Origin of the sequence: Massilia aquatica (assembly GCF_011682045.1) — a bacterium.
Lineage (GTDB): Bacteria > Pseudomonadota > Gammaproteobacteria > Burkholderiales > Burkholderiaceae_D > Telluria_A > Telluria_A aquatica.
The window spans coordinates 427,502-439,890 of record NZ_VVIW01000001.1 but is presented as its reverse complement, the minus strand read 5'-3'; the positions used below and the strand labels follow the sequence as shown (position 1 = coordinate 439,890).

At 63.9% G+C, this 12,389-nt stretch carries 15 protein-coding genes and 1 pseudogene; 7 read left to right on the top strand and 9 right to left on the bottom strand.

What is annotated here, in order from left to right; all coding sequences use genetic code 11:
• Positions 1-3: 3 nt before the first annotated feature.
• A complete protein-coding gene (locus F1609_RS02070) occupies positions 4-183 on the bottom strand; it encodes a DUF6726 family protein (RefSeq protein ID WP_167074164.1) in 180 nt (59 codons plus the stop codon).
• 128 nt (positions 184-311) lie between these two features.
• Here F1609_RS02070 and F1609_RS02065 point away from each other — a divergent pair, with 128 nt between their 5' ends.
• Positions 312-1,022 carry an aspartate/glutamate racemase family protein gene (locus tag F1609_RS02065; protein ID WP_167074162.1) on the top strand — a complete coding sequence of 237 codons (711 nt, stop codon included), beginning with the start codon at positions 312-314 and terminating at the stop codon, positions 1,020-1,022.
• A gap of 212 nt (positions 1,023-1,234) precedes the next feature.
• The gene (gene trpS, locus F1609_RS02060) at positions 1,235-2,278 is read left to right on the top strand and encodes a tryptophan--tRNA ligase (RefSeq protein WP_167074158.1); all 1,044 of its coding nucleotides are present in this window, start codon (positions 1,235-1,237) and stop codon (positions 2,276-2,278) included.
• A gap of 47 nt (positions 2,279-2,325) precedes the next feature.
• Here the strand turns inward: trpS and F1609_RS02055 are convergent, their stop codons facing one another.
• From F1609_RS02055 to F1609_RS02030, 7 genes and pseudogenes are all read right to left on the bottom strand, one after another.
• Positions 2,326-3,060 carry a substrate-binding periplasmic protein gene (locus F1609_RS02055; protein ID WP_167074156.1) on the bottom strand — a complete coding sequence of 245 codons (735 nt, stop codon included), beginning with the start codon at positions 3,058-3,060 and terminating at the stop codon, positions 2,326-2,328.
• Entirely contained in the window at positions 3,027-3,578 is a 552-nt protein-coding gene (locus tag F1609_RS02050) for a hypothetical protein (RefSeq protein WP_167074154.1), read from the bottom strand. Before F1609_RS02050 ends, F1609_RS02055 begins: the two co-directional genes overlap by 34 nt.
• A gap of 147 nt (positions 3,579-3,725) precedes the next feature.
• Positions 3,726-4,721, bottom strand: coding sequence for a hypothetical protein (locus tag F1609_RS02045; protein WP_167074152.1), 996 nt, complete (start codon positions 4,719-4,721; stop codon positions 3,726-3,728).
• A 541-nt stretch (positions 4,722-5,262) separates the two neighbouring features.
• On the bottom strand, positions 5,263-5,457 hold the full coding sequence (locus F1609_RS35320; RefSeq protein ID WP_167074150.1) for a HigA family addiction module antitoxin: 195 nt from the start codon (positions 5,455-5,457) through the stop codon (positions 5,263-5,265).
• 109 nt (positions 5,458-5,566) lie between these two features.
• Positions 5,567-5,848 (bottom strand): hypothetical protein, encoded by a 282-nt coding sequence (locus F1609_RS34400; RefSeq protein ID WP_229421555.1) that lies wholly within the window; start codon positions 5,846-5,848, stop codon positions 5,567-5,569.
• Positions 5,848-6,006: a FecR/PupR family sigma factor regulator gene (locus F1609_RS34395; protein WP_370661586.1), complete on the bottom strand. Its 159-nt coding sequence runs from the start codon at positions 6,004-6,006 to the stop codon at positions 5,848-5,850. The genes F1609_RS34400 and F1609_RS34395 overlap by 1 nt, the downstream gene beginning before the upstream one ends.
• Positions 6,003-6,429, bottom strand: a pseudogene (locus F1609_RS02030) (sigma factor-like helix-turn-helix DNA-binding protein). The gene F1609_RS34395 and the pseudogene F1609_RS02030 overlap by 4 nt, the downstream one beginning before the upstream one ends.
• A 76-nt stretch (positions 6,430-6,505) precedes the next feature.
• On the opposite strand from F1609_RS02030, the gene F1609_RS02025 reads away from it, so the two are divergent.
• From F1609_RS02025 to F1609_RS02005, 5 genes are all read left to right on the top strand, one after another.
• The gene (locus F1609_RS02025; RefSeq protein WP_370661590.1) at positions 6,506-7,441 is read left to right on the top strand and encodes an alpha/beta fold hydrolase; all 936 of its coding nucleotides are present in this window, start codon (positions 6,506-6,508) and stop codon (positions 7,439-7,441) included.
• 101 nt (positions 7,442-7,542) lie between these two features.
• The gene (locus F1609_RS02020; protein WP_167074146.1) at positions 7,543-9,003 is read left to right on the top strand and encodes a catalase; all 1,461 of its coding nucleotides are present in this window, start codon (positions 7,543-7,545) and stop codon (positions 9,001-9,003) included.
• Between the two features lie 198 nt (positions 9,004-9,201).
• Positions 9,202-9,981, top strand: coding sequence for a hypothetical protein (locus tag F1609_RS02015; RefSeq protein WP_167074144.1), 780 nt, complete (start codon positions 9,202-9,204; stop codon positions 9,979-9,981).
• A gap of 82 nt (positions 9,982-10,063) precedes the next feature.
• Positions 10,064-10,474: a YbaN family protein gene (locus F1609_RS02010; protein WP_167074142.1), complete on the top strand. Its 411-nt coding sequence runs from the start codon at positions 10,064-10,066 to the stop codon at positions 10,472-10,474.
• Between the two features lie 74 nt (positions 10,475-10,548).
• Positions 10,549-11,580: an Rpn family recombination-promoting nuclease/putative transposase gene (locus F1609_RS02005; protein WP_167074140.1), complete on the top strand. Its 1,032-nt coding sequence runs from the start codon at positions 10,549-10,551 to the stop codon at positions 11,578-11,580.
• On the opposite strand, the gene F1609_RS02000 is transcribed toward F1609_RS02005, so the two are convergent.
• The gene (locus F1609_RS02000) at positions 11,577-12,281 is read right to left on the bottom strand and encodes a GAF domain-containing protein (protein WP_229421551.1); all 705 of its coding nucleotides are present in this window, start codon (positions 12,279-12,281) and stop codon (positions 11,577-11,579) included. The two genes, F1609_RS02005 and F1609_RS02000, sit on opposite strands and share 4 nt — an antisense overlap.
• Positions 12,282-12,389 lie beyond the last annotated feature (108 nt).

The window sequence follows — 12,389 nt, the reverse complement described above, 5'->3', positions numbered from 1 at the left end:
GCGTCAAGGATCGATCACCGCGGCGCAGGCGTCGGTCGGCAGCGCCGCCGCATGCCCGACCACGGGAACCATCTTGATCACGGCCGAACCGACGCGGCAAGGCGCGGCCAGCACGCCGCAACCGCTCAGCACGGCCGGCAGCAGGAGGATGGTAGCGATACGGCAAACCAGGCGGGCATTCATCGTGACATCCGGGAAAAGTGAGGGTGAGAAAGAATTGTAAATGGCGCGCCACAATGGCGACAACAATTTAGAGGTAACAAAACGTTTGTGCGCCACATAGTGGGTCACATAGTGATAGGATAAAACGCATGAATTCAAGCGCCCGTGAGTTACATATCGGCATCGTCGCCTGCTCGGCCGAGGGCGCGGCGCTATGCTACCGCACCATCTGCCACGAGGGCGCGCGCCAGCTCGGCCCCTACGAGCATCCGCAACTGACCATGCATTCGCACGCGCTGGCCGCCTACCTGCGCTGCATCGACGCCGACGACTGGGATGGCGTGGGCGAGCTGATGCTCTCGTCGGCGCACAAGCTGGCCAGCGCCGGCGCCGATTTCCTGATCTGCCCGGACAACACCATTCACCAGGCGCTGGCGCCGATCCTTGCGCGCTCGCCCCTGCCGTGGCTGCACATCGCCGACGTAGTGGCCGAAGAAGCGCTGGCGCGCGGCTACAAGCGGGTCGGCGTGACCGGCACCCGCTCGCTGGTCGAGAGCGACGTCTATCCCGAGCGTTTCGCCGCGCACGGCCTGGCCACGGTGCGCCCGGGCCTGGCGGCGCGCATGGAAATCAACCGTATCATCATGGACGAGCTGGTCAACGGCGAAGGCAAGCCGGCGGCGATCACGTATTTTCAGCAAACCATGGCTAAAATGAAAGATGGCGGCTGCGATGCGGTCGTGCTGGGCTGCACGGAAATTCCGCTGATCATGAACAACAGCAATTCGCCCCTGCCCACGCTCGACTCGACCCGGCTGCTGGCGCGCGCCGCGCTGCGCCATGCGATCGGGCAAGAATGACGGGGCGGCCTGGGCGATTGACACGGCCGCATAAAACTGCGACGATACGAGCATGACAACGTTTAACTCACATGCACGCTATTTGAATTGGTGGCTGCGCTGACATCGCGCGGCGCTTGCACCATCATGTGTTTTCCATGAACGCCGCCTCGATTGGGCGGCGTTTTTTATGAGCGTTTTCCGATAGGGGCACCCACCCAAGGACTATCGACATGTCTTCACCAGCAACTTCAGCAGCAAATCCGGCGGCAACCTCGCCAGCACCCATCATCCTGACCGGCGACCGTCCGACCGGCCCCCTGCACCTCGGCCACTACGTCGGCAGCCTGCGCAACCGCGTCACCTACCAGCGCGACTATCGCCAGTTCATCATGCTGGCCGACGCCCAGGCGCTGACCGACAACATGGACGACCCGGCCAAGGTCCAGCGCAACGTGATCGAAGTGGCGCTCGACTACCTGGCGACCGGGATCGACCCGGCCCAGTCGACCATCCTGATCCAGTCGCAGATTCCGGAACTGGCCGAACTGACCTTTTACTACCTGAACCTGGTGACCGTGGCGCGCCTCGAGCGCAACCCGACCGTGAAAGAAGAAATCCGCCTGCGCGGCTTCGAGCGCGATATTCCGGCCGGCTTTCTGACCTACCCGGCCAGCCAGGCGGCCGACATCACCGCGTTCAAGGCGGTGCTGGTGCCGGTCGGCGAAGACCAGGTGCCGATGATCGAGCAGACCAACGAAATCGTGCGCCGCTTCAACCGCATCGTCAATAAAGAGGTGCTGGTCGAAGCCAAGGCGCTGGTGCCGGAAATCGGCCGTCTGCCGGGCATCGACGGCAAGGCCAAGATGAGCAAGTCGCTGGGCAACACGATCAACCTGTCTGCCAGCGCCGACGAAGTGCGCGCCGCCGTCAAGAAGGTCTACACCGACCCGCTGCACCTGCGCGTGGCCGATCCCGGGCATATCGAAGGCAATATCGCGTTCTCCTATCTGGATGCCTTCGATCCGGAAAAGGATGCCCTGGCCGAGATGAAGGCGCACTACCAGCGTGGCGGCCTGGCCGACAGCATCGTCAAGGCGCGCCTGGAAGCGGTGTTGCAGGAGTTCCTGGCGCCCATCCGGGCCCGCCGCGCCGAGCTGGAAAAGGACCGCGGCCACGTGATGCAGATCCTCAAAGAGGGTACGGCGCGCGCGCGCGAAGTGGCGGCGCAGACGGCCGACGACGTCAAGCGCGCAATGGGTCTCAGTTACTTCTGATTTACTTCTGATTTACTTCTGATTTACGTCTGAGTTACTTCTGACCGTCAGCGGTAGCGCGCCAGGATGGCCTCCACGCTGCCATCCTCGATCAGGCCGTTGATGGCCTGGTTGATGTCCTCGAACGGCACCCCGGCCTTTTTCGAGAACGCGCACTGCGCCTTGAACGAGGCGAACACCAGGTCCTGGCGCAGCTTCAGGGCCTTGTTGATGCGCGTATGGTACGCCAGCGTCGTCTGTCCGATCACGGTATGGCGCACGCTGCCGGCCATCAGTTTGCGCAAATTGTCTTCCATGGTCACCGAGTCGCTGCGCTGGAAGCGCAATCCCAGCACCTGCTCGACACGCGGATAACGGTAGCCCACCACGGTACCGACCGGGCGGTCGCGCAGGTCGGACAGCGCGCGCACCGGCGGCGCGCCCAGCTGCGAGGCGACCACTTCGGCGTCCGGGATGAGCGGACGGCTCCAGTCGAAATGGCCGTCGATCCAGAACGGGCGCACGTAGCAGATGCCGTCGGCCTTGCCGGCGTCGAGGGTTGCGCTGACCTGGTCCCCGGACACGCTGACCCAGGCGATGCCGCGCCCCAGGCGCAGCCCGATGGCCTCGCCGAGATCCTTGATGATTCCCCCGGTAAGCTTGTTATTCTGAAAACGGGTCAGTGGCATGGTCTGGTTCAGCGGCGCGATCATGACCAGCTGCGCGTCCGGGGCGGCGCCGGCGGCGAGCGGTGCGCAGAAAGGAACAATCAGCGCGAGGAGGCAGGCGGGTCGCTTGAACATGGACTGGCAGGATGGTCGGACGGAAGCTCTAATGTACCACCGGCAACGCTTTCGAAGCCCTTACTTTCGTGCAAATCGTAAAGACTCACGGTATCGGCACGCCAGATTTGCCACTGGCGCCACGAGGCCAGCATCAGCAGGCAAGCCGGGCCGCCGAAAAGGCCCATCCAGGCGCCGGTGATGTGCACATTGGTCAGGGAGAGCGGTATTCCCAACAGCGCAAAGCCCAGGCACAGCACGCTGCACAGGTAGCCGGCCAGCACCCAGCGCGGTGTCGGGATGAGCAAGTCCGGAAAATGCCACACGGTCCAGCCCAGGGACGCCAGGCTCAGCCAGCCAGTCACCACCGCGCCGGCAAAGAGGGCTTCCGGAGAGGCAAATCCCAGTGAGCCCGATGCGGCCCCTCCCACGACGACGGCGACGCACGCCACGGTGAGCATGCACCATCCCAGCAGCGCCGGAATGGAGCACAGTGTCAGGAAGATGGCAAGTAGCCGCAGGAGATGCAGGAGATGCATAAGGCGCAGGAATGATCAAAGCGCGATCATACCTGACCTGCGAACGCTCCGGCCGCCGTCAAGGAAGGGCCGCGTTGCCGTCTTGTTGACATGACCGGCCCGAGCAGTTGTCTGACGGCTTTGCTACTTTCGCCTATCTTTACCGCTTCAGTTGTCGTCCCGGGTCGCCCTGGCAATCCGCTCCAAGGCATATTTGTTGCCGACCGCTGATGCCGCCTGCAGAAACTCCGGATCCAGATGCCAGCCATTGCCGACACAGTTGTAACCCATGGGATGCGACCCGGCCAGCACCAACATGAAGGCCCGGTCGTCGCGCAGGGCCGGCGGGATCATCGTGCTGTGGATGATGTCACGCTCCCCGGCAAACCGCAGGAATTCTTCCGCCGTGTCCGGGAACACGGCCGGGGCGAGCGTGCGCGTGTTGCGCAGCGCCGGCAGGAGCAGCACGCGGCCCTTGCCCATTTGCCGATGAAAGTCGTCAGTGTCCTCGATCGGCGTGGTCAGCATGAGATTGGCCGTACCAACGACGTCGTCTTCCCATTCGTCGTCTGGATGCGGCGGGAATGCCGTCTCGTCGTTGAAGACGTGGGCGGCGTGGATGTCGCCCCGGATGTCGAACATGTGATCGAACATCCACACGAGTCCCGCGTACAGATGGCCCTGGACCAGCATGCTCCCGTGATTGTAGTCGCCGTAGACGATGTCGCGGACCATCGCGTCGCGCTGCACCACGATGTCGCCGCCGCCCGTCACTACATTGTGCGCCACCAGGTTGCCACGCACAAACAGGGCCGGCCCTGAATCATGGTCCGCATTCAGGACGCCGCCCTCGACCACCAGGTCGCCCATCACGAACAGCCCGTTCAACGAAAGCTCGTTGTCCGGCGCCAATTCGTGCAGGTATTCCCAGTCAAGCCTTAAGTCGCGCGGCCAGGTGAGGGTGCCGTCCACGAGGGCGAACGCACCGTCGGATGCGGCGACGTTCTCCTCTATCCAGAATGGAATAGAAAAACGCTCGCTCAGGCGATAGCGCCGCTCAAGATTCGAAAACGTGTCGATGATGATGTCGATGATTAACCTCTTGCCTGGAATGTTGGACGCAAGGTGGGCGCGCTCCGACCGTTGACCAGGACTGCGCGACAAACCTGCATCCCGGTCTGGTGATGGCCGAAATCGGCCTGTCGCAGCAGGATACCAGCTTGCTGAACACAAAAATGCTCGGATTGTCACGACCGGCCGGTCGTTGAACCTTACTGTTCAGCCGCGCCGATGGCGTCGGCCTGACTCCATTCTTGGGCTGCACAAGCGATGCCATCGCGACGAATTCTGCGCATGCTATTTTCCATAAACAAGCTGGAAGATGCCAAAGCACGCCAGAAAGATACTCGTTCCGAGAAAAAACAATTTGTTCCTCAAGAAAGGAGGCATAGCTTGCTTTGTTTGCGCAGGCAAGTTGTCGAAGTTGAAGTAGAGCCAACACGGCAATAACGCCAACACCAACATGATGATCCCATCAGTCTTAAAACCCATTAATTCTCCGAATGAAAATTAGCGCACCCAGGCTCGTCTGGCGAAACCGATGAGCGCTCCTGGCCGACAGCGGCCAGTCGTGCTGAACCCTACATGAGCTGGATCGAAACGACCAGTTTGCCGAGGTACCAGACTCCCGGCCCCACCAACTTTATCAGGCAGGGGCCAGTTCAGTCCCGCCGACACCCATCTTCGCCAGATGCTTCCGCGCCAGCATCAGACTATGCGCGGTCTGCATCCCCATCCACGCCTCTGCCGACAAATCAAACACCTGCGATAGCCTGACAGCCATCGTAGCGGATAGCTCTGCTTTTCCTGAAATGACACGGGAAACGCTGGATTTATCCACTTGTCGGGCGTGGATGCGGCATGGCGGAGTTCCTTTGCGTGAAAATGGTGGGTTCACAAGGCAGGCCAGCCGAGCCGAAAAAGAGTATCACCATGTCCAGATTATTTTTTTACCGGCACCAGGGTCGTCCACCACCCATCCAGGCGCGACTGCACTTGCAGCGGGTAGGTGGCGGCCAGCATGGCCAGTGCGCGCTCCACCTCGGCCGGGCACCGACCGGGAACGCGCCGGACACCGGCAGCGCCGCCAGTTGCGGCGCGCAGCGCAGCACGGCGCCGTGGGCCGGTTCGATGCGGACCGCGCCATCGAGCGCGGGCACGCTCATGCGCCAGCCGAGCCAGCCGGCCGGCAGCAGCGCCAGCGCCGGCGGCAGGCCGTCCAGCTGGTTCATCAGCGCTTCGGCGCGGGTCCAGGCGCGCGCGTGTTCGGCATCTGCTCACGCCAGCGGGCACAGGCCGCACGGTCGGCATCGCTCGCCTCGCCGCTGTGCAGTTGCGCCAGCCAGGTGGCCGCTTGTTCCAGGATGCGCGGCGCGATCGGCGCCGTCACGCGCCGTCCTGGTCGGCCAGCAGCAGGCAATGCAGGAAGGCTTGTTTCATGTAGCGCTTGATGGTGATGGCCGACACGCCGAGTTCGATGGCGATGGCGTCGTAGGTCATGCCATCGAGCTGGGACAACAGGAAGGCGCGCCGCACCGGCGGCGCCAGCGCGTCGAGCATGGCGTCAACGCGTTGCAGGGTCTCCAGCAGCAGGTAGCGGGATGGCGCGCGCGACAGTGGCGAGGTAGGCGCGCGGCTCGGCGATGCGCGCCGCGTTGCGCGCCGCCAGCACACGCACGAAGGTGTCCTGCGCCAGGTCGGCGGCCTGGGCAGAGCAGCCCAGCTTGTGGCGCAGCCAGCCAGTCAGCCAGCCGTAATGGCCTCGGTAGAGCGCATGCATGGCTTGCTGTTGTACGAGTTCGGCGGCGGACATGGGGTCAGGTGCAAATGAGAATAATTCTCACTTTAACCCACGCCGAATCATGCCGCCAATCATCGCCTGCCACAACATGGCATCCCCGGCCATCCCTCTTTCCGGGGATGCGCCAGCGCGCGCGGCGCCCTATCCTGCTGCGGCGGGCAGCTCCCGCATATCCCAACCATCCCACGGAGAATCACCGATGAGCACATTTACCACCAGCGACGGCGTCGAACTCTATTACAAGGATTGGGGCCAGGGCCAGCCGATCGTGTTCTGCCATGGCTGGCCGCTCAATGCGGACAGCTGGGAGTCGCAAATGATCTTCCTGGCCAGCAAGGGCTACCGCTGCATCGCCCACGACCGCCGCGGCCACGGTCGTTCCAGCCAGCCGTGGGACGGCAACGACATGGACCACTACGCCGACGACCTGGCCCAGCTGCTCGACAAGCTCGACGTCAAGAATGCCGTGCTGCTCGGCTTTTCGACGGGCGGCGGCGAAGTGGCGCGCTACATCGGCCGCCACGGCGGCAAGCGCGTGGCCAAGGCCGGCCTGATTTCGGCGGTGCCGCCGCTGATGCTGCAAACCGGGGCCAATCCGGGCGGCCTGCCGATCAGCGTGTTCGACGGCATCCGCGCCGGCGCCCTGGCTAACCGCGCCGAACTGTATCGCGATATCGCCGGCGGCCCGTTCTACAACTTCAACCGCCCCGGCGCGGTCCGTTCCGAAGGCCTGGTGCAGGCCTGGTGGATGCAGGGCATGATGGGTGGACACAAAAATACCTACGATTCGATCAAGGCGTTTTCGGAAACCGATTTCACCGAGGACCTGAAAAAGTTCACCATGCCGACCCTGATCATCCATGGCGACGACGACCAGATCGTGCCGATCGAGGCGGCCGGCAAGGCTGCGGCCAAGCTGATCAAGCACGCCAAGCTGCTGGTGTATCCGGGCGCGCCGCATGGCTTGACCGACACGCACAAGGACCAGGTCAACGCCGACCTGCTGGCGTTTATCCAGTCGTAATGCCCGTTTGCCGCCGTCCGGCTGACAACGTTCCCTCATAAAAACATCCGGCGGCGCCCCAGGGCGCCGCCATCCTGTCCATTCTCCTGAAAGAAGCTCCCATGACCAAACTGACCACGGCCGCCGGCGCGCCGGTGCCCGACAACCAGAACACGCAAAGCGCCGGTCCGCGCGGCCCGCTGCTGCTGCAAGACGTGTGGCACCTGGAAAAACTGGCCCACTTCGACCGCGAAGTGATCCCGGAACGGCGCATGCACGCCAAGGGCTCGGGCGCCTTCGGCACGTTTACGGTGACGGGCGACATCACGCGCTACAGCAAGGCCACCCTGTTTGCCGGGGTAGGCAAGACCACGCCGCTGTTCATGCGCTTTTCGACCGTGGCGGGCGAGCGCGGCGCGGCCGACGCCGAACGCGACATTCGCGGTTTTGCCATCAAGCTCTACACCGAACAAGGCAACTGGGATATTGTCGGCAACAACACCCCGGTATTCTTCATGCGCGACCCGCTCAAGTTCCCCGACCTGAACCACGCGGTCAAACGCGACCCCAAGACCAATCTGCGCAGCGCCGACAACAACTGGGACTTCTGGACCCTGCTGCCGGAAGCGCTGCACCAGGTGACCATTGTGATGAGCGAACGCGGCATTCCGGCCTCGTACCGCCACATGCACGGCTTCGGCTCGCACACGTACAGCTTCATCAACGCCGCGAACGAACGCTTCTGGGTGAAGTTCCACTTCGTTTGCCAGCAGGGCATTAAAAACCTGAGCGACGCCGACGCGGCCGAACTGGTCGGACGCGACCGCGAAACCCACCAGCGCGACCTGTTCGACAGCATCGAGAACGGCGAGTTCCCGCGCTGGCGCTTCCAGGTGCAGGTGATGCCGGAACGCGATGCGGCGACCTACCACATCAATCCCTTCGACCTGACCAAGGTGTGGCCGCACAAAGATTACCCGCTGATCGACGTGGGCGTGCTGGAACTGAACCGCAATGCCGAGAATTACTTTGCCGATGTGGAACAGGCTGCATTTGCGCCCGCCAACGTGGTGCCGGGCGTGAGCTTTTCGCCCGACAAGATGCTGCAATCACGGCTGTTCTCGTATGGCGACGCCCAGCGCTACCGGCTCGGCGTGAACCATCACCAGATTCCGGTCAACGCCCCGCGCTGCCCGGTGCACAGCTACCATCGCGACGGCGCCATGCGCATCGACGGCAACCATGGCGCGACCATCGGCTACGAGCCCAATTCCAAGGGACAGTGGCAGCAGCAGCCCGATTTTTCCGAGCCGCCGCTGGCCATCGAGGGCGCCGCCGCGCACTGGAACCACCGGGTCGACGAGGATTATTACAGCCAGCCGGGCGCCCTGTTCCGCCTGATGACGCCGGCCCAGCAGCAGGTTTTGATGGACAACACGGCGCGCTCGCTCGGCGGCGCCTCGCGCGCGGTGCAGGAACGGCATATCGCCAACTGCGCCAGGGCCGATGCGGCGTATGGCGCCGGGGTGGCGGCGGCGCTGGCGCGCGGCGTGGCGGTGGCCACGCCGAACACGGCGGTGTAAACACACCCGGAAAAGCAGGGGCGCGCCTAGGAGCCTGCCCCTGCCCTGGAAAGTGGCCAGGCGCCGCATCCCGACGCGCCGATTTAGCGCCGATGTAGCGCCGATTGTCTCAATCGCGCCACGCCGCTGCGCGCTTCTCCCGCACCAGGCGCCAAATGGCATACACTACGCGTTTCCTATAAGCATCAATATTTTCGGATGAGCTACATCTTGAAAGTGGTGGTCCCGCCAGTGCCTTCCGACAATCTGTCTGTGCGGGGGTTTGCCAACACGCTTGCGCATACCTCGATGGACTTGCCGCCGTCGGCGCGCCTGCTGCAGTTTTACGACGCCATCACGGCGCGCTATCCGTGCGCCTCGAGCGGCGCCTACAGCCGCGCCAGCGCGGCGGCCTGTCCTTGGGGCGACACACCGCTGCTCGACTGCCTGACCGGCGACATCGGCGTAATCACCCTGTCGTACAAGAATATCGAGGTGCTCTCGTTCGTGCTGCGCCGCGCTGGCGCGCTGTCGCTGACGGTGATCGACACCCAGGCCGGCCTGGTTTACCGTCCGGCGCGCTTCCGGGTGGTGCTCACCAGCCTCCAGAAAAACGTGAATACGGGCGCCATGCTGGACAAGCTGGTGCCGCTGCTCAAATGCACGCGCGAACAGGCGGTGGCGATGCTGGGGACGCCGAACGCCGTTGTCCGCGGCAGGCTCGACCATGTGACGGCGCAGCGCCTGGTCGCCACCATGCACCTGCTCGGCTGCAACTGCAGCGTCGAAAAAGAACCGTCGCGCTCGGCGCAGAAAGCGGCGGCCAACGTCACGGCAACGCAAGCGGCGCCACGCGCGCCAGTCCCGCGTGCGCGCGCAGCGGCGCGGTCGGGCTTTGCGCTGGCGTACAAATCGGCAGTGAACCGGGCCGTCCACTTCATGCAAGGACTGCTCGAACGCCTGTGGGAACGCATGACGGCCACGCGCCCGTATTCTTAGCGGCGCGGCAAGTGGTAGGATGCGCGCTCGCGCCCGGTTCGCCACCGGCAGCGCCCTCCTCCACGGCGACCAAGGACTCCACATGAAACTGCTGCTGAACATCATCGGATGCCTTGCCGTGCTGCTGGGCATCCTCGGCATTTTCCTGCCGCTGTTGCCGACCACCCCCTTCCTGCTGCTCGCCTCGGCCTGCTTCGTGCGTGGATCGCCGCGCCTGCATGCCTGGCTGCTGGGGAACAAGGTGTTCGGCAAATACCTGAGCGATTTCGAACAAGGGCGCGGCATCCCGCGCCGCGCCAAGATCACCATCATCGTGCTGATGTGGGCGTCGCTGGCGTATTCGATGCTGCGCCTGCAGCGCACCGGGCTGACCGTGCTGCTGCTGTGTATCGGCGCCGGCGTGACAATCTACCTGCTGCGCTACGTACCCACCGGCGCGCCGCGCACGGCGCGCCTGGAAGAACCCGGCCAGGAGAGGCCCGGCCAGGACTAGCAAACGCCCGGCGCCGCGCCGCGTACGCCTGATACAGCGCAAGGATCGGGCAGGTTCGCTGGCTGGAATGCCTCATGCCTGCCCATCACGACCTCGGTTACCGTTCGCTGTTTGCCCATCCTGAAATGGTGCGCGAGCTGGTCACGCACTTTACGCCCTTCAAATTATTCGGGAATGTGGCGCTGGCCTGCTTCGAGCCGGTCGACCCCGTGTACGTGGGCGAGCGCCTGGCGGCGCGCCAGAACGACATCGTCTGGCGCGTGCGGATTGGCGAACAATTCCTGTACGTGTATATCCTGCTCGAATTCCAGTCCGGCGTGGATCGCTGGATGGCGCTGCGCATGCAGAACTACGTCGGTTTGCTGTGCCAGAGCCTGGTCAAGCGGCATCAATTGCCGCCGTCTTTGCTGCTGCCGCCGGTGCTGCCGCTGGTGTTTTACAACGGCGCGCCGGACTGGAGCGCCAACACGGACCTGGCCGCGCTGCTCATGGACGGGCCCGCCGAGCTGGCGCCGTTCCAGCCGTCCCAGCGCTACGTACTGGTCGACCAGCAGCGCCTGGAACCGGCGGCGCTGGAAGCGAATGCGACCCTGCTGGCGCTGCTGTTTCGGATGGAACTTTCGAGCGCTTCCGAGGTCAGAGACAAGGTCTTGCCCACCCTGCTCACCTGGTTCCAGGATGCGCCCCAGGCCGGTTTGATGCGCTCGGTCGAGGTATGGCTACAAAGCCTGGCGAGCCGGCGCGGCGAAACGCAACCGTTCACGTTTGAGAATACGAAGGAGGCCACCGACATGGGACGTCAATTTGCAACCTGGTCCGAGGAATTCGAATATATCGGCTTTCAGAAGGGAAACGAAAAAGGCAGGGCGGAAGGCCTGGCGGAAGGCCGGGTGGAAGGCGAGGTAAAAGGCCGGGAAGAAGGGCAAATAAGCGCACTGCGCGGCGTGCTCACGCATTTGTTGCGCAAGCGTTTCGGCGACCTGCCGGAGGCGGCAAGGCAGCGCATCGCAGCGGCCACCCTGGCGCAACTCGAACCGTGGTGCGAACGCAGCATTGACGCGTCCAGCCTGGCAGCCGTCTTTGACGACGACGCGGCATCGGCCTAGCGCGGCGGGGTGGCCAGTTCGCGCATGGCCATATTGGCCAAGTCTTCCAGGCCCTGCAGCTCGCGGCTCTTGAGGCGGCGCGGCTCGCGGTCGATCACGCACAGGGTGCCCAGCGCCAGGTCATTGACACCGATTAAGGGATACCCCGCATAAAAACAGATGTGCGGCGCGCCCGTCACCAGCGGATTGTCGCGAAAGCGCGCGTCCTGCGAGGCATCTTCGACGATGAACGGCGCGCGCTGCAGGATCGCGTGCGTGCAGAACGCCCATGCGCGCGGCGTGTCGGCCGCTTTCAGACCCACGTGCGCCTTGAACCACTGGCGCTGCGCTGTCAGCAAGGTAATGAGCGCAATCGGGCAATCGGTCACCAGCGATGCCAGGCGCGCGATGCGGTCGAAGCGCTCTTCGGCGGCCGAGGGTACCAGTTGCAGTGCCGCCAGTGCGGACAGGCGCGCCTGCTCTTGCTCCGGCACCGGGTACGGCGGCTCGGCCAGCATCGTGAATTCGGCGCCGGGCGCCGCACCGTTCCAGGAGGCGGGCGCTGCCGACTGGTCGGGCCGGGTCATGCGCAGCACCGAACTCATCAACGCGCGCCGATGCCCGCCCGGTGTTTTCCACGACGCAATGGCACCGCTTTCCATCCATAACTGTACGGTACTGGTGGCCACGCCCAGCAGGCGGGCGGCGTCACTTGTCGTCATGACAGGATCGGAAGGAGCGATGGATTGACGCGACATGACTAATTTCTATAATGAAATATCTAGTGTAACGCAGCCTTTGTGTTTACCCATGGGAATATTTGACGAAAT